The organism is Citricoccus sp. (assembly GCF_032154715.1).
Lineage (GTDB): Bacteria > Actinomycetota > Actinomycetes > Actinomycetales > Micrococcaceae > Citricoccus.
This window is the reverse complement of sequence record NZ_JALDXU010000002.1, coordinates 67393-89565: the sequence shown is the minus strand read 5'-3', so window position 1 is coordinate 89565 and position 22173 is coordinate 67393. Positions and strand designations below refer to the sequence as shown.

18 protein-coding genes are annotated in these 22173 nt (G+C 71.0%); 10 read left to right on the top strand and 8 right to left on the bottom strand.

The features are described 5' to 3' along the window. Nucleotides 1-2948: AAA family ATPase (locus tag RUH65_RS01005; protein ID WP_313815320.1), on the bottom strand; the 2948-nt coding region annotated here is incomplete at its 3' end. 191 nt (nucleotides 2949-3139) lie between these two features. On the opposite strand from RUH65_RS01005, the gene RUH65_RS01000 reads away from it, so the two are divergent. Beyond that, nucleotides 3140-3589: a GNAT family N-acetyltransferase gene (locus RUH65_RS01000; RefSeq protein ID WP_313815318.1), complete on the top strand. Its 450-nt coding sequence runs from the start codon at nucleotides 3140-3142 to the stop codon at nucleotides 3587-3589. A 26-nt stretch (nucleotides 3590-3615) separates the two neighbouring features. On the opposite strand, the gene RUH65_RS00995 is transcribed toward RUH65_RS01000, so the two are convergent. The 5 genes from RUH65_RS00995 to RUH65_RS00975 all read right to left on the bottom strand — a co-directional run bounded on the left by RUH65_RS00995 (nucleotide 3616) and on the right by RUH65_RS00975 (nucleotide 8779). Continuing rightward, nucleotides 3616-3771, bottom strand: a complete 156-nt coding sequence (locus RUH65_RS00995; RefSeq protein WP_313815316.1) for a hypothetical protein — start codon at nucleotides 3769-3771, stop codon at nucleotides 3616-3618. A 207-nt stretch (nucleotides 3772-3978) separates the two neighbouring features. Continuing rightward, on the bottom strand, nucleotides 3979-4623 hold the full coding sequence (locus RUH65_RS00990) for a GntR family transcriptional regulator (protein ID WP_313815314.1): 645 nt from the start codon (nucleotides 4621-4623) through the stop codon (nucleotides 3979-3981). Between the two features lie 85 nt (nucleotides 4624-4708). Beyond that, nucleotides 4709-6226 (bottom strand): FAD-dependent tricarballylate dehydrogenase TcuA, encoded by a 1518-nt coding sequence (gene tcuA / locus RUH65_RS00985; RefSeq protein ID WP_313815312.1) that lies wholly within the window; start codon nucleotides 6224-6226, stop codon nucleotides 4709-4711. Between the two features lie 97 nt (nucleotides 6227-6323). Next, nucleotides 6324-7103, bottom strand: a complete 780-nt coding sequence (locus RUH65_RS00980; protein ID WP_313815310.1) for a response regulator — start codon at nucleotides 7101-7103, stop codon at nucleotides 6324-6326. Nucleotides 7104-7117: 14 nt separating this feature from the next. Continuing rightward, the gene (locus tag RUH65_RS00975; protein ID WP_313815308.1) at nucleotides 7118-8779 is read right to left on the bottom strand and encodes an ATP-binding protein; all 1662 of its coding nucleotides are present in this window, start codon (nucleotides 8777-8779) and stop codon (nucleotides 7118-7120) included. Nucleotides 8780-8971: 192 nt separating this feature from the next. On the opposite strand from RUH65_RS00975, the gene RUH65_RS00970 reads away from it, so the two are divergent. The 6 genes from RUH65_RS00970 to RUH65_RS00945 all read left to right on the top strand — a co-directional run bounded on the left by RUH65_RS00970 (nucleotide 8972) and on the right by RUH65_RS00945 (nucleotide 15245). Next, nucleotides 8972-9955 carry a tripartite tricarboxylate transporter substrate-binding protein gene (locus RUH65_RS00970; RefSeq protein ID WP_313815306.1) on the top strand — a complete coding sequence of 328 codons (984 nt, stop codon included), beginning with the start codon at nucleotides 8972-8974 and terminating at the stop codon, nucleotides 9953-9955. Next, entirely contained in the window at nucleotides 9952-10659 is a 708-nt protein-coding gene (locus RUH65_RS00965) for a tripartite tricarboxylate transporter TctB family protein (protein ID WP_313815304.1), read from the top strand. Before RUH65_RS00970 ends, RUH65_RS00965 begins: the two co-directional genes overlap by 4 nt. A 1-nt stretch (nucleotide 10660) precedes the next feature. Then, nucleotides 10661-12337, top strand: a complete 1677-nt coding sequence (locus RUH65_RS00960) for a tripartite tricarboxylate transporter permease (RefSeq protein ID WP_313815303.1) — start codon at nucleotides 10661-10663, stop codon at nucleotides 12335-12337. A gap of 211 nt (nucleotides 12338-12548) precedes the next feature. After that, nucleotides 12549-13616 (top strand): serine hydrolase, encoded by a 1068-nt coding sequence (locus RUH65_RS00955; RefSeq protein WP_313815302.1) that lies wholly within the window; start codon nucleotides 12549-12551, stop codon nucleotides 13614-13616. Then, nucleotides 13613-14485 (top strand): serine hydrolase, encoded by an 873-nt coding sequence (locus RUH65_RS00950; RefSeq protein WP_313815301.1) that lies wholly within the window; start codon nucleotides 13613-13615, stop codon nucleotides 14483-14485. The genes RUH65_RS00955 and RUH65_RS00950 overlap by 4 nt, the downstream gene beginning before the upstream one ends. A gap of 85 nt (nucleotides 14486-14570) precedes the next feature. Then, nucleotides 14571-15245 (top strand): DoxX family protein, encoded by a 675-nt coding sequence (locus tag RUH65_RS00945; RefSeq protein WP_313815300.1) that lies wholly within the window; start codon nucleotides 14571-14573, stop codon nucleotides 15243-15245. A gap of 71 nt (nucleotides 15246-15316) precedes the next feature. On the opposite strand, the gene RUH65_RS00940 is transcribed toward RUH65_RS00945, so the two are convergent. Beyond that, a complete protein-coding gene (locus RUH65_RS00940) occupies nucleotides 15317-15982 on the bottom strand; it encodes a helix-turn-helix domain-containing protein (protein WP_313815298.1) in 666 nt (221 codons plus the stop codon). Between the two features lie 83 nt (nucleotides 15983-16065). Here RUH65_RS00940 and RUH65_RS00935 point away from each other — a divergent pair, with 83 nt between their 5' ends. After that, nucleotides 16066-16245: a hypothetical protein gene (locus RUH65_RS00935; protein ID WP_313815296.1), complete on the top strand. Its 180-nt coding sequence runs from the start codon at nucleotides 16066-16068 to the stop codon at nucleotides 16243-16245. Between the two features lie 61 nt (nucleotides 16246-16306). On the opposite strand, the gene RUH65_RS00930 is transcribed toward RUH65_RS00935, so the two are convergent. After that, complete coding sequence (locus RUH65_RS00930; protein ID WP_313815294.1) at nucleotides 16307-16900, bottom strand: cyclodeaminase/cyclohydrolase family protein; 594 nt, start codon at nucleotides 16898-16900, stop codon at nucleotides 16307-16309. Between the two features lie 122 nt (nucleotides 16901-17022). Between RUH65_RS00930 and RUH65_RS00925 the strand changes: the two genes are divergently transcribed. Next, nucleotides 17023-18387, top strand: coding sequence for an AI-2E family transporter (locus RUH65_RS00925; RefSeq protein ID WP_313815293.1), 1365 nt, complete (start codon nucleotides 17023-17025; stop codon nucleotides 18385-18387). 31 nt (nucleotides 18388-18418) lie between these two features. Continuing rightward, nucleotides 18419-22018 (top strand): SNF2-related protein, encoded by a 3600-nt coding sequence (locus RUH65_RS00920; RefSeq protein ID WP_313815292.1) that lies wholly within the window; start codon nucleotides 18419-18421, stop codon nucleotides 22016-22018. The last annotated feature ends 155 nt before the right edge of the window (nucleotides 22019-22173 follow it).

Genomic DNA, 22173 nt, shown 5'->3' with positions numbered 1-22173 from the left:
TCCTTGCCCTCGGCGACTTCGACGGCGATCTGCCGTTCGCGAGTGGACAGCTCGGCCATCAACCGGAACGCGGCCTCTGCCGGGGCCGAGGCCGGCGCGGGGGAGCGGTCCGCCCCGGGGTCCGTCGCCGGGCTGGCTACCGATGCGTGCTCCCCTCTCAGGGGGCGGAGTCCTTCGTCCGCTCCGTTGTCCACCTCGGCAGGTCTAGCGGAGAGTCCCGCTTCTCGCTCCCGCAGGGCGATGGCCAGTTCCTCCGCCTCGCCGTGGAGGGGCATCGCCCCACACCTCAGGAAGAAGTCGGCGGCTTGACGGGCCCACCGGCCGTCGCCTCCGCCCTCCTCGGCCTGCTCGCCGCCGGCCGCGCCCTTTTTGGCCCGCACGCCGCCGTCCCCGCCATCCACCGCGAGCCGCGACAGGTCCAGCGCCAGGAAGGCCCGGACCAGGGCGTGGCCCCCGCCGGGCAGGACATCCGGACCGATGCCGGCCACGTACGGAACCGGCTCGGCGTCCAGGGCGGCCAAGGCCTCCCTCAACTGCTCCCGGGCTGCATCCGGCTGGGCTCGCGCCCGGTACAGGGCGCCGAGCGTCGCCGCCTCCACGGCGCGCAGGACGCCCTCCGGGGCGGAACCCATGCCTTCCGTCGCCTGGGTGGCAAGGGTCTGCAGGCGGTCCACCTGTCCGGTCTCGGCTAGGGAGCGCGCATACAGGCAGACCGTGGTGAACCCGGCGGTGGCCCATCCCACCCGGGTGGACTCGATCAGCTGGAACTGACACGCGGCCTCCGGATGGTCGCCGGCGAAGGTGGCGCCCATGGCGCGGGCGAAAGCCACGGCGCAGGCCACCACGTCACTGGTGGTGCCGGCGTCGTCCACCGCTCGCTGGAGCAGCTGGCGGCCGGCCCGCTGTTCGCCGCGGGCCAGCGGCACCAGCGCCGCCGTGGCATAGGCGGAGCGGACTCCGGAATCGACCGGTTGCATCAGGCAGCTGTCCACGGCCTGCGTGGCATGCTCCAGCGCGCGGTCCCAGGCGCCCTGGTGGAAGGCCAGCTGGCTCAGGGTGGTGGCCACGAACACCCGCTGCTCGCGGGGGCCCTGGGCGTCCTGGGCCGTGGCATCGAGGATCCGGGAGGCGGCGGCCACCTCGCCCTGGGCACGGAGGCGGGAGCCGATCACCGCGGAGATCACGTTCCGCACGGGTTCGGTCCCCGGGACGGGTCGCAGGTCCTCCAGCAGGGAGGTCATCTGCTCTGTGAACTCTCCCACGCGGCTGCGGTCGCCATGCCGCAGGCCGGACCAGAGGTCGAGCAGGGCCTCCACGGAGCGCGCCTCGCTGACCTGGCGCAGGGCCCGGGGGTCCTGGCGGGCGGCGTGTTCAAACCCGCGGCGCACCGGCACCAGCTCCGCCAGCAGGGCATCGATGGTGCTGCCGACGGCGCCGAACCGTGCCGTGGCGTAGGCGGTCCGTCCCGTGGCGGCCAAGGCATGGCCGAGCAGGAGCAGACCGGCCTGCCCCGGATCGTCCTCCGGCAGGTAGAGGCCCTGCCGGATCTGCTCCACCGCCCCCTCCAGGTCCTCCGAGGCGAGCAGATCCCAGGCGCGCGCCGCGCATCCAGGCCGGCTCGGGGGCAACCCGGCCAGGACATCCCGCAACTCGAGCACCAAGTCCGGCCTGCGGGCCAGCACGGTGGCACGCAGCGCCAGGGTCAGGGCGACCGGGTCCCCGGTCAAGCGCAGGGCCTGATGGAAGTGATCGAAGGCCACCACCCCGTCCCCCCGGCCCAGGGCCTCTCCTCCGTACTGCATCAGTGTCCGGACGAGTACCGGGGTTTCCGCCGGCTCCGGGGCCAGCCGCTGCGCCCGGACCCGGTGGCCCAGGGCCACGGGCCCGTTCAGAACCGGGGCGAGGATCCGGTGCAGTTCCGCACGGCGCTTGGCCGGCAGCTGGTCCGCCATCAGCGTGGCCAGGTGCGGGTGGGACAGGGCCACCGTGCCCGCGGTGTGCGTGATGCGCACCTGATCGGAGTCCAGCAAGCCGTGATCCGGCAGACCCGGGTAGCCCAGCTCGACCAACGCCCCGCTCAGATGCACGATGTGGAGTGGCTCGCCGGCCACCGCCAGCAGACTGAGGGTGTCCCGCAGATGGGGAGAGAGCGCCTCCAACGATGACTGCAGGGCACGGCCGAACAGGCGCTGGGGCACGTTCTGACCCGTGCCCAAAGCCGTCATGGCGTCCTGCAGCCGGCGGTGTCCCGGAGGGGCCTGGTCCAGCCACCCTGCCACCGCTCCCACCAGGAGGGGGACACCGCCCGTGCCGCCGTGGACCTTGCGGGCGAAGTCCACGGACACGGGGATGCCCAGCCGCTCCCGCAGGACCTGCCGGCAGTCCGCGACTCCCAACGGGCCCAACTGCAGGTGGGTGCCGCGGCGTCCTGAGGCCAGGAAGCGCTCGATGCCGGCGGTGAACTCGGTGGCCTGCGGGCGGTAGGTCACGATGACCATGAAGGGCCCCGAGCTCACGGCCAGGGCGCAACGCCATAGCACCTCGGCGGAGAACCGGTCCGCCCAGTGGAGGTCCTCCACCACGGCGACCCCCGCCCCGCCGGCACTCGACTCGAGGGCCTGGATGGCGTCGAGGAGCACCTGCACGCATTCCTCCATGACGGTGGGCCACTCCGTCCGATGCTGGCCGGTGAGGGTGGACAGCAACCGCTGGACCAGCGACCCCGGGACGTCCGCGTCGGTGGGATACACCTCCACCACCGGCAGCACGCGGGGCTTGCCGGCCAGGAAGGTGTCCACCAGGGTGGTCTTCCCGATACCGGCGGGGCCCTCGATGGCGACGAACTGGGGGACACCGGTCTGTACCCGTTCCCATGCGGTGTCCAAGCGCTGCAGCTCTGCCGTGCGGCCCGGTAACGTCGTGGACGGATCCTGTGGGTGCTGCGTCATGGCGTCTTCCCTGCTGGTTCGTCAGATCCTCACCGGATCCAGGCGCGCGTGAGCCGCGGTGCGAGCTCGTCTGCGGCCATGATAGGTGGAGCACAGATCGGCCTCCGGCCACGTCAGGTTGATGACGTGACCGGCTCTGGTCAGCTGGACCCTGGGCGCGGGACCCGGGAGACTACAGACCTATGGTGACGATGCGAGCGGGACCCGGCCAGGCCGGCGTCGTGGGCCAGCTGTTGCACGAGTTCAACACGGAGTTCGGCTCGCCCACGCCCTCCGCGGAGGACTTCGCGGCCCGCTTCGAGACATTGCTGGTGGGTGACGACGTCCTCGTCCTGCTGGCGGGCAGCACCACGGCACCGACCGGTTTCGCGTTTCTGACCCTGCGTCCCACACCCTATGGTGACGGACCGCTGGCACAGCTCGAGGAGCTGTATGTGCGGCCGGCGTACCGGGGACGGGGCCTGGGCACCGAACTGCTGCTGGACGCCATCGCGCACGTGAGAACGCGGGGCAGCGAGGAGATGCACATCAACGTGGATGAGATCGACGAGGACACCCGGCGCTTCTATGAACGGCACGGGTTCACGAACATCCAGCCCGGCGAGGACTACCGCATGCTCTGTTACCTGCGGGAGTTCTGACGCGCCGGGCCGGCGGCGAGGGTGTCCTACCCCAGCAGGAACAGAACCACTTCGACGACACCGACGGCGGCGGCCGCGGAGACGATGCCGGTGACGGCCCAGAACGTGGCGCGCTCGGTGGTGGCCGAGTAGGTGCCCGTGGTGGGGATCTCGGACGTGGAGAGAGACAGCGGAGCGGACATGATGTCCTCCAGATGAGGGGGTTCCGGGTCTGCCCAGAGCGGGCATCGGGCAGGACACTACCGCTGAAGACGCGCCGGTGAAAACGCCACGCCGGACGACATGCCGAACGTGGTCCGTCCGGAGGCTACGGGTCCGAGAAGTAGGGGACTGACCAGCGGAAACCTCTCAACCGAGGGGCCTGGCCCGGCCCCGGTCAGCCGGTGCCGTCAGCCCCTCGCGTGGCTGAGCATCCTCAGCCGCAGGGCCCGGGCCGTGGACATGTGGGCGCGCATGGCCTCACGCGCGCCGGCGACCTCGTGCTCGCGGATGCAGCGGAGGATCTCCGCGTGCTCCTCCAGAGACTGCTCCCACCGCCCCGGCGTGGTGAGGGTGGAGGTCGGCGCATGGATCTGGTGGGTGGAGAGCCGGTCCAGCAGATCACGCAGGATGGGGTTTCGGGCGGCCGACCACAGCGCCTCGTGGAACTCGATGTTGGTGTCCAGGCGGGTCGCGTTGTCCGGGTCCGTGAGGGCCTGGTCCCGGGCGAGGAGCCCCTCCAGCCGGACCAGGTCCAGCTCGGTGCGGGCGGAGGCCGCCTCCTCCGCGGCCTGTCCCTCCAGGAGGATGCGGAGGTCATAGACCTGCATCAGCTGCTCGGGGTCCAGGCGCCGCACCTGCAGCCCCCGGGTCCCGCGTTCGAGCAGACCCTCCTGCTGCAGCCGGCCCAGGGCCTCGCGCACCGGGGTCCGCGAGACCCCGAACCGCTCGGCCAGGGCCACCTCGCGGAAGGCGGTGCCGGGGGAGTGCTCGCCGCGGAGGATCTCCGCCTTGAGCTCGCCGTGCATCGCGGCGGCGTCCATCTTCCCTGCCACAGGTGTCCCCTTCGTCCGCTCTCAGCGGTGCCGGCCGGCGTCGGGACCGTGCATTTCCCGACGCCGGCCGGCACGCCTTCCGATGTCAGGCCAGCGTACCGGCGCGCCGCCCGAAGACCACGCCCGCGGCCAGGCCGGAACCGCCGGGGTAGTTGCCGGCGAACAGGCCACCGAGCATCTCACCGCAGACGTAGAGCCCGCCGATGTGCTCGCCCTCGGCGTCCAGGACCCGGCCGTGGGTGTCCGACTTCAGGCCACCGAAGGTGAACGTGATGCCGCAGGTGACCGCGTAGGCGTAGAACGGGCCCTCGGTCAGGGGGGTGGCCCAGTTGGACTTGACCGGGGTGGTCTCGGCGCGGCGGCCGTCCTTGACGGTGGGGTCCCAGGGGATCGAGGTGTCGATGGACTCGTTGTAGTCCTGGACGGTGCCGGTCAGGGCTTCGGGATCGATCCCGATCTTCTCGGCCAGCCCCTCCAGTGTCTCTGCCTGGGCCACGGTGATGCCGGGCATGTCGTATTCCTCGGTGCGCAGCATGGCCCGCAACGGCGCATCGAAGATCTGGTAGGCGACCGAACCCGGCTGCTGGAGGATCTCGCGGCCGAACTTGGCGTAGGTGTAGTTGCGGAAGTCCTCGCCCTCGTCCACGAACCGCTGGCCCTCGGTGTTGACGATGATCCCCAGCGGGTAGGACTGGCGGGTCAGCCGGTTGGTGAGCTCGCGGTTGGACTCGTTGTTCGGGGTGAACGCATCCCACTGCGTGGAGTGGCAGGTGGACCAGTGGCCGGCCTTCTGTGCGCCGATCTCCAGGCCGGCGGCGATCATGTCCCCGTTGTTGAAGGGGGTACCGCGGACCTTGGCGTTCTCCCAGCCCTCGCCGAGGTGCTCTCGGCGCCACGCGGCGTTGGACTCGAAGCCGCCGGCGCCCAGGATCACGGACTCGGCGCGCAGCTCCTGCAGGGATCCGTCCTCCTGGCGGACGGTGACGCCCTTGACCTGGCCCTCCTCGACGACCAGCCCGGTCACATCCTGGCCGTAGCGGACCTCGGTGCCCAGCTGCTCGGCCACGCGGACGTGGTCATGCATCAGGCCCTCGCCGCCGCCGACGTTGCCGACATGCAGCCCACCCCAGAACAGGTAGCCGCCATCCTCACGCTGGTAGGCCTGGCGTTCGTACATCAGCCGGTACTTCAGCCCCAGCGACTGCAGCCACCTCAGGTTCGGGGCGGCCTCGTGCACCAGCACCTCGGTCAGCTCGGGGTCGTTGCGGCCGTCCGTGACGCGGACGAGGTCGGCGGCGTAGTCCTCGGCGGAGTAGGCCGGGACCTCGGTGACGGCGTGGCGCTCGTCCGGCTCGATGAAGTCCTGCAGGTCCTCGAGGCCGGCATGGGCGATGCGCGTGGCGCCGGCGGTGTAGTAGCTGTTGCCGCCGAAGGCATCGCGCGGGGCCTTCTCCAGCAGGAGCACCTTCCGGCCCCGCTCGGCTGCCGCGTGGGCGGCGGTGAACGCGGCGTTGCCGCCGCCGACGACGATGACATCGGCATCCAGACCGGTGCCGGTCGGCGCGCCACCGGTGGGGGCGTCCGGGATGGGGGAGGTGGTCATGAGGGTCCCTTTCAGTCGGCTCGCCGGACCGCCCGACGACTGTGCACGAATGTATACAAATGTGGACAAAGGTGCAAGGGGTGGCGGGGGAGGGGGCTCAGCCGATCCAGGCGTACCGGTGTTCCGGGCGCCCGGTGGCGCCGTAGCGCGGGCGCAGCTCGGCCAGACCGCGCTCGGTCAGCAGCTCAAGATAGCGGCGGGCGCTGACCCGGGAGACCCCACAGGCCGCCGCCACCTCGCGCGCCGAGAGGTCGACGCCGGCCCCGGCCTCCCGCAGGGCGGCTCCCACCAGGTTCAGCGTGGGGGCCGAGTAGCCCTTCGGCAGGCGGTCCGGGATGCCGCCTGCCGGCGCAGCCACGCCGGAGGGCGCCACCGCGGTGGAGCGCGCCGCAGCGCTGGGGCGCGCCGCGGGCGGCCGATCCAGGTCTCCCGGTGCCCGGCCGGAGGCGCCCCGGACCAGCCGGTCGATCTCGGACTGATCCAGCTCCGGGACGCTGCCGTCGCCCTGGCCGGAGTCTCCGTGGGAGGCCAGGAGGGCGGCGAACTCCCGGAGGCGTTCGTTGAACTCCTCGCGGCTGAAGGGCTTGACCAGGTATCCGTCCACGCCGTGGCCCACCGCGCGGCGGACGGTGTCCCGTTCGCTGGCGGCGGTCACCATGATCACCGCGACGTCATGGCCAGCAGAGCGCAGATCCTCCAGGACCTGGACGCCGCCGCGGTCCGGCAGGTGCACGTCCAGCAGCACGAGGTCCACGTCATGCTGAGCCAGGAACTCCGCCACCGGCAGGCCGCGCTCCAGGACGCCGACCACCTCGAAGCCGTCGAGGGCCTCCACGAAGCGCCGGTGCATCCCCGCGACCGCGAAATCGTCATCCACCACGAGTGTCCTGATCAACGGATGTCCCCTCTGTCCTCGGTAGCCGCCGGCCAGGCGGCCCGGAACCGGGCCCCGCCCCAGGGCGACGGGGTGACCTCCACCCGGCCGTGCCGGCGTCGGGCGATCCGGTCCACCAGGGCGAGGCCGATGCCGCGGCCTCCGGCGGGCCGCGATGTGGCCGGGCCGATGTCCTTGGTGGAGGTGCCCCAGCGGAACAGGGCGCGTGCCGCGTCCGGCTCCAGCCCGGGACCCGAGTCGTCCACCTGGACCGAGAATCCGGCGTCCCCGGCGGTCACCTCCAGCATCACCCGGCCGCCGTCCCCGGCCGCCTCGATCGCATTCGTCAACAGGTTGGCCACCACCGTCAGGACATCGTCGTCCGCGCGCCAGCCCGCCTCCACCGAGACGCCGGCCGTCAGTTCGAGCACGACGCCGGCCTCCCGGGCGAGCGCGGATTTCGCGCCGACCAGCGCGGACAGGGATGCATCGGAGAGATCGTGCTGGAAGGGGCCTCCGGCCAGGCCCGTCAGGCCCCGGATGTACTCCCGCGCCTCCTCGGTCTCGTCGAGGGAGAGCAGCCCGGAGATCACGTGGAGGCGGTTGGAGAACTCGTGGGTCTGTGACCGCAGGGTCTCCGTCAGGCTGCGCTGTCCCTCCAGCTCGCGCAGGCTCGACTCCAGCTCGGTGCGGTCCTGCACGGTCAGCGTCCGGCCGATCTGCCGGCCCTGCGCCCGAGCCGGCCGCACCCTGGCCAGCAGGATGCGCTCGCCGGCCAGGGCGAAGGTCGTCAGGTCCCAGGCGGCCTCGTCCGCGCGTGATCCGGACGAAGCCGGTGTGGAGGAGGGGGCCAGGAGGGCGGCCAGGTCCGCATCCAGCACCTCAGCGGCCGGGCGGCCCTCGATGTCCGGGCCCACGCCGAGCAGTCTGGCGGCCTCATCGTTGACGAGGGTGATGGTGCCGTCCTCGTCCACGCCGATGACGCCGTCTCCGACGCTGTGCAGCAGGGCCTGGCGGGACTGGTGCAGCCCGGCCATCTCCTCCGGTCCGGCCCCGTAGATCCTCGTGCGGACATAGCGGGAGGCCCAGGCGGCCCCGGCGGTGCCCAGGCCGGCGGCCAGCAGGACCCAGGGGGCGAAACCGAGGACGACTTCGAGCAGGTCGGCGCGGATCTCGCTCTGCAGCAGGCCCACCGAGACGGTGCCCACCACCTCGTCGCCGTCCCAGATCGGGACCTTGGAGCGCAGGGACACCCCTAGGGGCCCCTCCTCGGTGCCGCGGAAGGTCTCACCGGCGCGGATCGGGGCGTGGTCCGAGGAGACCGGCTGGCCGATCTGCACCGGGTCGGGGTGGGCCACCCGGATGCCGTCCCGGTCCGCGATGACCACGAACTCGACCCCCGCGGCCCGTTCGGCCAAGTGGGCGATCGGCTGGATGCTCTCGACGGCGTCCTCGGCATTCACGGAGTTCACCACCTCGGGCACGCCGGCGATCTCGGTGGCCACGGTGTGGACCTCCTCGAAGGCGAGTTCCCGGGTGCGCAGTTCCTCGAAGCGCAGCACGATGGCCGCGACGGCCAGCACCGTCAGCAGCACGATGGCCAGCTGCAGGGTGATCAGTTGCAGTCGGAACCGGCGGCGGGGCCGGGGCCCGTGCAGGCGGGGCGGGGGACGAAGCACCGTGGCTGACTCCTGGGGATCAAGGGGGCGAGGGGACGAGGGGACGTGACGCGGCGTTGTCAGAAGTTTCTTAACCACCCCTTATGACCACAACCACCTTTCCGCTGTGCCATGGATCACGTTTCTGTCACCGTGGAGAATCGGCCACGGCTTAAGTGGTCCGAATCACTGACGTAGAGAGTACGGAAGACCATGAGTTCACGCACCTTCACCAAGGCCGCCCTCGGCGTGGCAGCCGCCGGCGTCGTCGGCCTTGCCTTGGTCAATGCCGCCGCCGGCGGTGGCGAGGCCACCGCCCGTTCCAAGCTGGTGCTGATGGCACCGGCAGCACCCGGCGGCGGTTGGGACGGCTTCGCCCGCGAATCCCAGCAGGCCATCAAATCCGATGGCATCTCCAACAATGTCCAGGTCGTCAACGTCCCCGGAGCCGGTGGCACCATCGGCCTGGGGCAGTTCGCCCAGATGGAGGGACGCTCGGACATGATGATGGTGACCGGCGGCGTGATGGTCGGTGCCGTCGAGCTGGCGGACTCCGGGGTCTCCATGGAGGATGTCGAGCCGTTGGTCCGGCTGGCGGACGACTACGCCGCCCTCGTGGTGCCGGCGGACTCGCCGTACGAGACCCTGGACGACTTCATCGCAGCGTGGAAGCAGGATCCGGGTGGCACGTCCATCTCCGGTGGCTCCCTGGGCTCGATCGATCACCTGCTGACCGGCCTCGTGGCGGAGAAGGTGGGGATCGATCCGTCCCAGACCAACTACATCGCCTATTCCGGCGGTGGCGAGGCGCTGACCTCCATGCTCTCCGGCACCACCGTGGCCGGCATGTCCGGCTACAACGAGGTGGCGGACCAGATCGAGGCCGGCAACCTGCGGGCCCTGGCCATCTCCTCGAAGGAGCGGCTGCCCGGCGTGGACGTGCCCACTTTCCTGGAGCAGGGTGTGGACGCCGAGATGGCCAACTGGCGTGGGCTGGCCGCGGCCCCCGGCGTCTCCGAGGAGGACCGGGGTGAGCTGTTGGAGATCGTGGCGGAATACCGGCAGACGGAGCACTGGCAGGACGCCCTTGAGCGCAACAGCTGGACGGACAGCTACATGACGGGCGACGAGTTCGAGGTCTTCCTCGACGAGGAGATCGACCGCACCCGTGACATCGTGGAAGGACTCGGCCTGTGAGCCAGCAGCAGACTGTACCCCCGGCCGGCAATCCGGCTGAGACGGACGGAACCGCCGGGGCACCCGGCGGACCGCAGGGCCCGACGTCGGCCGCACCCCGGGGCGGGACCGCGCGTCGCGGATTCTGGGCCGGCCGCAGCGAACTGATCATGCCGCTGCTGGTGGCGGGCATCGCCACCTGGCTCGCCATCGAGACGGCGACCATGAACGTCATGGGCGACTCCGTGCCGGGGCCCCAGTTCTTCCCGACAATCGTCTGCATCGTGCTCTACGCCGTCGCGGTCGTCCACGCCATCCAGCTGCTGCGCCACCCGCGGCTGCCGGACCTCACCGACGATGCGGTGAACGCGGACACGTCCTCGGACCTGCTCGGCGACCTGGCCCACGCCTCCGAGCGCGGCCGCGAGCGGATCGCCGGTCGCACCCCGGGTGCCACCCTGCCGCAGGGCTGGAAGACGTACACGGACTGGAAGACCGTGGGACTGATCGTCGCCGGCATCGCCGTGTTCATCCTCGTGCTGCCCGTCCTGGGCTGGGTGCTCTCCGCGGCCGGCCTGTTCTGGGTGGTCTGCAAGGCCCTGGGCAGCAAGCGCCCGGTGTTCGACCTCATCGTCTCGCTGGTGTTCTCCTCGGTCATCCAGCTGGCCTTCAACGCCGGACTCGGACTGAACCTGCCCGGCGGCTTCCTGGAAGGACTGATCTGATATGGACCAGTTGAACCTCCTGTTCGAGGGCTTCGGCGCTGCCCTCACCCCGATCAACCTGCTGTGGGTCCTGATCGGTGCCCTGCTGGGCACGGCCGTGGGCGTGCTGCCCGGCCTGGGCTCGTCGATGGCCGTGGCCCTGCTGCTGCCCATCACCTTCACCCTCGACCCGACCGCCGCGTTCATCATGTTCGCCGGCGTCTACTTCGGTGGCCTCTTCGGTGACTCCACCGCCGGGATCCTGCTGAACACCCCCGGCAACTCCGCCGCGATCGCCGGCTCGTTCGAGGGCCACCGGATGGCCAAGGACGGCCGGGCCGCCAAGGCTTTGGCGACGGCCGCCGTCGGCGCCTTCGTGGGTGGCCTGATCGCCACCACCCTGGTGGTGTTCTTCGCGCCCCTCCTGGTCAAGATGGCCACCGCCTTCGGTCCGGCCGAGTACTTCGCGCTGGCCGTGTTCGCCTTCCTGGCGATCTCCTCCGTGGTCTCCGAGTCCGTGGTGAAGGGCCTGGGCGCCCTCGGCATCGGTCTGGTCCTGGCCATGGTGGGCGTGGACGGGCCCTCCGGCACCGTCCGGTACACCCTGGGCCTGCCGCAGCTGTTCGACGGCATCTCCATCGTGGTCATCACCGTGGGCCTGCTGGCCCTCGGCGAGGTGCTGCACATCGCCGGCCGCATCCACCGGGATCCGGCCATGGAGCGGATCGGCACCAACGGCCGGGCCCGGCTGGAACGCTCGGACGTCCGCAAGGCCCTGCCGGCCTGGCTGCGCGGAACGGCCTTCGGCGTGCCCTTCGGCATCATCCCCGCCGGCGGGGCCGAGGTCCCGACGTTCCTGGCCTACGGCACCGAGAAGCGCCTGGCCAAGCGCCGCGGGGACAAGGAATTCGGTTCGACCGGCTCCATCCGCGGTGTGGCCGCCCCCGAGGCGGCTGGCAACGCGACCGCCGGTACCGCCATGGGTGCACTGCTCGCCCTCGGGCTGCCCACCTCCGCCACCGCGGCGATCATGCTGGCCGCCTTCCAGCAGTACGGCATGCAGCCCGGCCCGCTGCTCTTCGAGCGCAGCGGTGAACTGGTCTGGACCCTGCTGGCCTCGCTGTTCATCGGCCTGGTGGTCCTGGTCATCCTGAACATGCAGTTCGCGGTGGTGTGGGCCAAGCTGCTGCTGATTCCGCGTCACTACCTCTACGCGGGCATCACGGTGCTGTCCATGCTGGGCGTGTACGCGATCAGTTCCTCGACCCTGGACCTCTGGGTCCTCCTGGTGATCGGCCTGCTGGGCTTCGTGCTGCGCCGGTACCAGTTCCCGCTGGCTCCCGTGCTCATCGCCGTGGTCCTCGGGCCGCTGGCGGAGACCGAGCTGCGCCGCGCGCTGACCGTCTCTGAGGGGGATGCGTCCGTCCTGGTCTCCAGCCCGGTCACCGTGATCCTGTACTCCGTGCTGGTCCTGGCCCTGGTGGTCAGCGGCCTGCAGCACGTGCGTCACCGCCGTCAGAAGGCGGCGGCCGCCCTGGGCGGCACTGGCGAGGGTCCCGACGGCGGCTCCGGCGGGCCCGGCGGTTCCGGCGGGGAGCCGGTGGCCCCCTCGGGACCGGCCGGTTCGGCGGAAGCGACCGAGGTCTCCGGGCCGTCCGGCACCGCCGGGGAGACCGAGGGGATGGCGACCCGGCGGTAACCGCCGTCCCCTGCGGACCACCTCCACGCACCCCGTGCGCCGCTGCGCCTCTCCGGTTCCGACCGGTGGGGCGCAGCGGCGTCTCCGAGGTCGGGTGCAACGGGTGATAGGTTCCCGCACAGGGCCCGGACATCACCCGCGCGCCCTCCGGAACCGGAGGGTGCGCGGCAGTAGGAGAGAACGCCGGCACGATACGACACCAGGAGGAGCCGTGGGCACATCAGTGCTGAGTCAGGATCGCCTCTCCGCCATGGAGCGTCGCCTCGGTCCTCTCCTGCGAGGTCAGCCCTTCTCCGTGTCCTGGCGCGTCGTCCCGCTCGGCGGCGCCATACCGGCCGGTGGCGCAGCGCCCACCCAGCGTGCTGGCGCGGATGCGCTGCCGGCCACCGGCGGAGTACACGCCATCGGTGACCGCGCGGACGCGGTGGTGCCCTCCTTCTCCACGCGCAAGGTGAGCATCCTCTGCGCGGTGCTCGCGCTTGCCCGGGCCGGCCGGCTGGACCTCGAGCAGCGGCACACGATCACCGAGGCGCACCGCGACGGTGTTCAGGCGGGCATCATGCGCACCCTCAGCGCCGGGCTCGACCTGACGCTGGCGGACTGCCTGACGCAGATGATGTGCACCTCGGACAACATCTGCACCCAGCTGGTCTTCGAGGCGATCGGAGGGGCCGTGGGTGGCGGCGCGGAGATCGGCGAGGCAGCACGCGAGGGCAACCGGGAGGGGGCCGGCGGGGTTGCTCGTGAGGCGGCAGAACGTGAGGCGCTGCAGTATGTCAACGACTACTGTGCCTGGGCCGGGATGCGCTCCACCCTGCACCGTGAGGTCTTCCCGCGCACCGGCGGCCTCGCCTGGCACCACCCGATCGACGGGCTCACCATCACCACGGCCGCTGACCAGTCCCATCTGCTCGCACTGATCGGCTCCGGCGCTGGCGAGGGGTCAGCGTCCGTCGGCGCCGCCGCCCGACTCCAGCTCCTCCCCGAGGACTGCCGCCGGATCATCAGCCTCATGAGAGGCATCTACACCCCGCGCCTCGGGGCGGCGACCACGCGCATCAGCTTCGCCGAGAAGAACGGCCGGGGCCTGCGCTCGCTGTCCCAGGTGGGGCTCGCGCTGGACGCGCAGGGGGCGCCGCTGGCCGCCGTCGCCGTCTTTGCCGAGGCCGTCCCGACCTCGCTGCCGGACGGGGTGCCGGGCCGCAACGCCGTCTTCGCCGCCGTCGCCGAGGTCGGCCGCGCGATCGAGGACGGGGCCGTGCCCGTGGTCACCGCATGAGCCGGCTGCCAGCCGTGCGAGCTGTGCCCCTCAGTGAGATCCCGGCGGCGTATCCGCAAATGCGCTTCGCTGTCCGGTTCGCGGACGGCCGGGAGTCCTCGCACGACGCCGGCGCCCGCCATCCGCTGGCCGGCACCGGCACGCTGGTGCTCGCCGCGGCGGTGGGCCGGTGCGCCGAGTCTGATCCCGGACTGCTGGGGGAGCGGCTCACCCTGACCGCCGAGCACCGCAGGGCGTCGCGGTCGGGGACCCTGCGGAGGATGGACAGCGAGCTGCGGCTGACGGTGGATGACGCACTGGCCCTCATCGTGGGGACGGGCGATGGTGCGTGCCTGCAGGCGGTCCTCGAGTTCCTCGCGGACCGGGGTGTCGATCTGCTGGGTGTGGCCCGCACCCTGATCGGTGACTGGAACCTGGTGGACACTGAGATCTCGGGGTTCGAGCCGGAGACCGGCGTGACGACGCCGGCCGACCTGTGCACCGCGCTGTCCGGGCTGTCCGGGCGGGTGCTGGGCTGGATGGGCCAGGTCTTCGAGCCGGCCGGCCTGGCCAGCGCACTGCCGGGCTTCGGGCCACGGACGGTGCCGCACCACACCGTGGCCGGGTGGGACCCGGCCGGCGCACTGGGCGGCGACCCGATCGGGGGCCGCTCCCGACCCGGGTTCGCCTCGGTCCTCGTCCTACCCGATACCGCCGTCGTCGCGGCCTATCATCCCGCCCTCCAGCGGGACGGGACTGCTGTCACGCCGCTGGAGGTCTCCACCGCCTTCGGCACGCTGGGGCTGTCCGTCTGGCGGGGCTGGACCGGCCGGGGGCAGCCACCCTCCGCGCCGCCGTCCACTCCGCCGTCCACGCCGCAGTCCACCTGAAGGCGAACTGGCAAGGCCCTGTGCATCCGCCGCCTCACCGGCAGGCCGTTTGACGCGACCGCCCCGTCGCGGGAGCCTCGAAGGAATGACCAGATCTACTGAGGTGAAGACGCCCGAGGAACGCGCCGCCGAGGCCCTGGCCGCCAGGAGCGGACACGAGGAGCCGCGTGGCGTGGAGTGGCAACGGGCCGGAGGAGGGCACTTCCGTCCTGCCGTCGGCAGCTCGGCATCTCCCGCCTCCTCCGCGCCGTCCCCCTCATCTTCCCCCTCGTCCGCCGCTGGCCTCTCCCACGCCAGGACCGTGGACACGGACGCCAGAGTGGTGCCCGTCCCACAGCTGATCCGGGATGCCGTGCTGCTGCTGGCGCGAGTGGTTCTCGGTGTGGTGCTCGTGGCCCATGGGATGCAGAAGGTCCTCCAGGGCGTGTCCGCCACCGCCCAGGGTTTCGGCGGCATGGGCATCCCCCTGCCGGAGGCCGCGGCCGTGATCACGATGGCCGTGGAGATCGGCGGTGGCGTGCTGCTCATCCTGGGCCTGCTGACCCCGATCGCCGGCCTGCTGGCCGGCCTCGTCCTGGCCGGGGCGGTGGTGTTCGCCCACCTGAGCAACGGCCTCTTCGCCGCTGACGGAGGGTGGGAGCTGGCCGCCGGACTGGGCGTCGGCGCCCTGGTGCTGGCCGTCGTCGGGCCCGGCCGGTTCAGCGTGGACCGGCTGCTGCTCCGCCGTCTGCGCGGTCCGGAATCCCCCGCAGGGCCGTGAGCGAAGAGGCCCCGCCTGCAGTATCAAGCGGGATCACCCGGGTTGACGCGGGCTGACCGTGGGCGGGGCGGTCAGTCCTCGATCACCAGGGGGAAGACGCTGAGGTAGAGGCGCACCCGGCGGGTCTCCTCACCGTCCGCGGTCTGCCCGGAGAGGGCGTCCGCGGCTGGCTCCGCATGGTCCAGCGCCTGCTCGTGGCGCTCGATCACGGCCATCAGCTCCTCGCTCAGGGCCCGCGCCTGCCGGGCGGTCATGGTGCGGGTGCTGGAGGAGTCGATGGAGGCCCTGACCCATGCGGGGTCGGCCTGGTTCTCCACGCTCAGCCACCGCCCGAGGGCCTGTGCCCGCTGGCTGAGGGTGGTCTGGAACAGGGCCTGGATGGCGGGGCGGTTGGACTCGTCCTGCGAGAGCTCGTAGGTCGGCACCGCGAATCCCACGGGCTTCCACCAGCGCTCCCGGCCCGAGCCCCGCCCGGTGTCCTCCTCCACGAAGCCGTGCTTCTCCAGCTGGCGCAGGTGGTAGCTGGTCTGGCCGGTGCTCTCATTCAGGTGCTGGGCCATCGAGGTGGCCGTCGCCGTGCCGCGGTCCGTCAAATAGGAGTACATCGACATCCTCAGCGGGTGGGCGAACGCCTTCATGGCGCGGGCATCGAGCGCCCGGGACGCCACCCCCGGCATGGCGTCCTTGCCGAGGACCGGATCGGGGGAATCGTGCGCGGAGGACTTGTCAGCGGCCATGAGCAGAGTTACCTTTGCATAGACGTCTTTGCAGAGAAAGCTCTGCATACACTTCTTGGCAACAGTCTACGGAGATGATGAGCATGCTGCGCTCGACCCCGAACACCCCACTTCCCCGGGCCGGCCGGTCCGAACTGAGGCCCTCACCGGACGCCACGGCGGCGCCTCCGGCACCCTCGTGGCGGGACCTGCGCTCCTCGGACCGGACGGTCCAGCAGGTGTTGCGCGCCGGCGTCGTCGGCGGGGGACCGGGACTGCGATGACCGGGACGGCGATGAGAGCTGCGCCGCAGCGGTCGGCACGGCGATCCTCCACCGCAGGTCCTCAACCGCGGATCCGCCGGCGCGTGTGGCCGATGAGATCGTCGGCGCGGCCGGCCAGGCGGTCGGCCTCGCCGATGTCAGTGCTGACCTGGGTGCGGGCATCCTCGTCCTGCAGCGGGGCCAGGTCCGTCTCCAGAGTCGCCGCCGCAGCCACCAGCGTCCCGCGCACACAGCCGAGCCCGGCCGCGACGTCGCTGAGCACGTTCGTGTTGCAGTCCGCCAAGACGTCCTCCGCGATCCGCAGGGCATCACCGGAGGTCTCCACCAGGTCCCGCGGTGGCACGGCCGCCGCCCGGATCGCCTCCTGGATGCGGTGGGAGCGCTCCTGGCGGTCCGAGTCCGTCTCCTTCGGCAGGCCGAAGGCCTCGGAGACCCGGGCGAAGGCCTGCTCGTCGTCATCGGACAAGGCGAGGGCGCGCGAGGCCAGGGTGGCCGCCCTCCCCGCCAGCTCCTCATGGTCACTGAAACGTGCGGCCATGGCCAGCAGACCGACCCCCTGGGCCAGCAGCAGGGCACCGGTGGCCCCTCCCCCCGGCGTCGGCTCCCCGGAGGCCAGCCGTTCCACGTATCCCTCGATGCTCTCGTCCCGGATCATGGTCCGAGGGTAGCCGGAGCCTCCGCTGCTGTCAGCCGCCGCGGCTCCGGGTGGTTCTCAGGGTGGGATTCAGGGTCCTCCCTGACGGCATCTTGTCCGGGGGCCGCCGTAGACTCTCGGACGTGGACACTGCAGATGACTCCGGCATGACCCCCGAGACCAGATCGCACCGCGTCTGGCCGCGGTTCCTGGTGATCGTGCTGTGCCTGGCCGGCCTGGTCATCACCCTGCAATTCGTGCAGGGTCTCCAGACCATCATCGGTCCCGTGTTCCTCGGACTGAACCTGGTGATCATCGCCTACCCGCTGCAGGCCTGGCTCATCAAGAGGGGCGTGCACCGTTTCATCGGCGCCTCGGTCACCGTGCTGGTGGTCGTCGTCGTGCTCCTGGTCTTCATGGCGCTGATCCTGTGGTCCGCCTCCGAACTCGTGATGGCCCTGCCTGAGTACGGGGAGCAGTTCAACGAGATCTACAACAGCATGATCACCTGGATCGGCAGCTTCGGCGTCACCCCGGACATGATGATCGAGCAGCTCGCCGGCCTCAACATGTCCACCGTGGTGTCCACGGCCACCGGGATCGTCACCGCGCTGCTGTCCAACGTCACCGCCATGCTGGGACTGCTGGCCACCGTGATCATGGCCGTCTTCTTCCTCGCCATGGACTCCGTGGCCGTGGACCGCCGCATGGCCCTGCTGAACACCGCCAAGTACGAGCTCGGGGCCGCCCTCACGGCCTTCGCCTACGGCGTGCGCCGGTACTGGGTCGTCACCACCCTCTTCGGGCTGATCGTGGCCGGCCTGGACATCGTGGCCCTGGCGATCATCGGGGTGCCCATGATCTGGGTCTGGGGCGTGCTGAGTTTCCTGACGAACTACATCCCCAACATCGGCTTCATCATCGGCATGATCCCGCCGGCCCTCCTCGGACTGGTCGAGGGCGGCTGGGGCGCGTTCTTCGCCGTGGTCGCCGCCTACTCGGTGCTGAACTTCGTCATCCAGTCGATCATCCAGCCCAAGTTCACCGGCGACGCCGTGGGCGTGATCCCCACCGTCTCCTTCCTGTCCCTGCTGTTCTGGGCCTGGATCCTCGGGCCGCTCGGCGCCATCCTGGCCCTGCCGGCCACGCTGCTGCTGAAGGCGATCATGATCGACGCCGATCCCCAGTCGCGGTGGATCAACTCCTTCATCGCCTCTGACCTGAAAGGCATGGAGTCCCGGCACCGGAAGGCCCGGATCGCGACGGCGGCGCCGGTGCCCGCCACGGACGCCTCACCTGCCGCTGGGGGCCCTGGCGGGACTGGAGCCGCCGGCGGCCCGGACGACAGGATGAGTGGCGGTGGCGGTGGCGGGGTTGGTGGCGACGGGACGACCCCGGGCCGGCCGGGAGGCTCGGGCGACGGGGCCGCCGTCGGTCTCGGGGCCGAGGACCGGGCCCGTGCCAGAACGGACGCCGAAGGCCCCGTGCGGCCTGTGGAGAGCGGCTGACCGTGTCCGTGGGCCGTGAAACGATGGAGGGATGAGCAGTTCGCCCTCCTACCCCTATGTCTCCGACCAGGACATCGCCCGGCTCGTGGGCGCCCAGGCGGCCGAGCGCGGCAAGAAGTATGCGCGCCAGGGAGTGGTCTCGGGGCTGCTGTGGGAACCGACCGACGGCGGCTCCGGCCCGGACCACGCCGGAGAACCGGCGCCGGCTTCTCCGCGCACGTTGTTTGGGCAGGTGCAGGGCAACGACCCACTGCCATATGACACGTTCGCGATCCTCGTGCCGGGGCGGGCCTCATCGGAGTCCCTGCCGCGCCAGTGGACACCGCTGCGCGGCGGGTGCAGCTGCCCGGTCCGCAACGACTGCAAGCATGCCGCGGCGCTGCTCTATGCGGCCACGACCCTGGCGATCCGGGATCACTTGCGCCCGCCACCCGCCGGGACCCCGCTGGCGGGGATGTTCGACCCGAACGCGGCCCCGCCGGTTCAGGGCTGGGGCGAGGTGGACCGCTTCACGGACGGAGCCGGCGTCGGGAACCGCACCTCACCGCACGGTGGCGGGGACCCGGCTGGCTCGGCGGCGGGCGACTGGCGGTCCGTGCTCGGCGAGCTGACCGGGCAGGAGGCCGTCACCCACGCCGAGGAACCGGTGGGGATCGGCGTGGAGTTGCTGGCCGAGCCGCGCAGTGAGATGCGTCGGAGATGGGGCGCCCATGAGGCATCGGTGGCGGATGTCCAGGAGGGGGCCCCGCTGCACGTCCAATTGCGGCCGATGCGCCGGGGCACCCGGGACAACTGGATCAAGGGCGGGCTCACCTGGAAGAAGTTCCAGTACGGCGGCCTGCGGCACCAGCTGCGTGGGGACCACGTGGACCTGCTCGGACAGCTCTACCGCCTGTACCTCGCCGAGCGGCCGCACGCCTACGGCAATGACGAGACACTGCGGCTGGATTCCCTGTCCGGACCGGCGGCATGGCAGCTCCTGGCGCGCGCGCGGGACCTGGGCGTCGAGTTCGTGGGCCAGGGCATCCTCAGCGAGGTGGTCTTCACCGGACCGGCCACCGTACGGCTGGACGTCAGCGGACCGGACCAGGGCCTGGAGGTGGCCCCGATCGTGGAAGCCGGCGGTGAAGTCGTCCCCGGAGCGCGGGCTGCCGGCACCGGGGGGTTCGTGGCCACCGAGATCCTCGACGACGCCCCGCGCCATCTCGCGCCGGTGCGGCTGACGCTCGCGCCGGCGTCGGCGGCCATACCCCGCCCGGTGCTGGACCTGTTGCAACAGCCGGAACCGTTGCGGATCCCGCAGGAGGAGTCCGAGGAGTTCTTCTACGACGTCTACCCGCGGCTGTCCCGCATCATGGACGTGGACAGCGCGGACGGGACCGTGGAGTTCCCGGAGGTCCCGGCCCCGGAGCTGTGGCTCGAGGTGGACCACCGGAAGAACCATGAGACTGCCCTGGAGTGGTACTGGCTGTACTGGGGGCCGCGGCGCGAACTGCCCGTGGAGCACCGGCGTCCCCACACGCGCGGCGGCTGGTCCCCGACCGGCTACTCCGGCCGGGCTCGCGGGGTGGACGTGGACCGGGACGTGGAGCACGAGGACGCCGTGCTGGACGCGGTTCGCGCGGCAGCCGAGGAGGCCACGGACGGCGTGAGTGTGCTTCCGGGAACGATCCGCAACACGCATCTGCACGGTGCGGACACCGCCCGGTTCGTCGAATATGTGTTGCCGACGCTCTCGAAACTGGACCACGTCAAGGTCGTGGAACACGGCAAGCGCCCCGATTATCGCGAGCTGACGGATGACCCCCAGGTTCGTGTCACGCAGGTCGAGGCGGCGAATCCGCGTGACAACGACTGGTTCGACCTCGGCTTCGAGATCACCGTCGGCGGCCAGCTGATCCCGTTCACCTCGGTCTTCAAGGCGCTGGCCCAGGGCAAGAAGACCCTGATGCTGAACGACGGCAGCTACTTCTCCCTGGACCACCCCGGCCTGAACCGCCTGCGCGAGCTCATCTCCGAGGCCGAGTCCATGGGGGAGTGGAAGTCTGACGCGCCGCGGATCAACAAGTACGACGTCGCGCTCTGGGAGGAGTTCGAGGACCTCGCGGACGAGTCCGAGGAGGCAGTCGCCTGGCGCGAGTCCGTGGGCGCCCTCAAGGACCTCGCCGAGATCCCGACGCCGGCCGTCCCCGCCGGCCTGCAGGCCACCTTGCGCCCGTACCAGCTGGAGGGCTTCGCGTGGCTGGCCTTCCTCTACGACCACCACCTCGGTGGGATCCTGGCGGACGACATGGGGCTGGGCAAGACGATCCAGACCCTGGCGCTGATGGTCCGTGCGCGTCAGCTCGCGGCCGGTGCCCCGCCCTTCCTGGTGGTGGCACCGTCGTCGGTGCTGTCCGTGTGGAAGGACGAGGCCGCCCGGTTCGCGCCGGACCTGAACCTGCGCGTGCTGGACACCACCACCACCAAGCGGAAGACGAGCGTGGCGGAGGAGGCGGCCGGCGTCGACGTCGTGATCACCAGCTACACCCTGTTGCGGCTGGACTCCGAGGAGTACACCGGGCTCGATTGGGACGGGCTGGTGCTGGACGAGGCCCAGTTCGTGAAGAACCGGGCGGCGAAGGCGCATCAGGCGGCCAAGGCCATCCGGGCGCCCTTCCGCCTGGCGATCACGGGCACGCCCATGGAGAACTCCCTGTCCGACCTGTGGGCGCTGCTCTCCCTGACGGCCTCCGGCCTGTTCCCCTCGCCGACGGTGTTCCGGTCCGAGTACACCAAGCCGATCGAGCAGCCGGATTCCTCCGAGGACGGGCGGCGGTTCGCCGCGAGACGCATGGCGCGGCTGCGGCGGCGGATCCGGCCGTTCATGCTCCGGCGCACCAAGGACCTCGTGGCCTCCGACCTGCCACCGAAGCAGGAGCAGGTCAGCCACGTGGAGCTCGTGCCGAAGCACCGCCGGCTCTACGACCAGGTGCTCCAGCGCGAGCGGCAGAAGGTCCTCGGGCTGCTGGAGAACATGGAGGAGAACCGCTTCATCATCTTCAAGTCGCTGACCCTGCTGCGCATGCTGGCACTGGATCCGGCGATCGTGGACGAGAAGTACGCCTCCGTGCCGTCCTCCAAGATGGAGGCACTCATGGGCCAGCTCGAGGAGATCGTCTCCGAGGGCCACCGGGTGATCATCTTCAGCCAGTTCACCTCCTTCCTCACGCGCGTGGGGGATGCCCTGGCGGACCGGGGAGTGTCCTTCGCCTACCTGGACGGCTCCACGCGGAACCGCTCGAAGGTGATCGACGGGTTCAAGACGGGGACGGCACCGGCCTTCCTCATCAGCCTCAAGGCCGGTGGCTTCGGACTGACCCTGACCGAGGCCGACTACGTGTTCCTGCTGGACCCGTGGTGGAACCCCGCCACTGAGGCCCAGGCCGTGGACCGCGCCCACCGGATCGGGCAGGACCGTACCGTCATGGTCTACCGCATGGTGGCCGAGGGCACGATAGAGGAGAAGGTGCTCGCGTTGCAGCAGAAGAAGGCGGCCCTGTTCTCCTCGCTGACCGACGGGGACGCCGCCTTCTCCTCCACCATCACCGCCGACGACGTCCGTGAGCTCTTCACCCCCGACACCGACTGACACCGACTGACGCCGGGATTCTGTGAGCCGGCACCTGCCCGTGCGACGGCCCTGATCGTGGGGCGATTCCCGCTGATCGTGAAGAATCCCCATGATGATGACGGGGAATATTCGCTATCGTCGGGAATCTTCGAGGTCGCGGGCGCTGAGTGCTC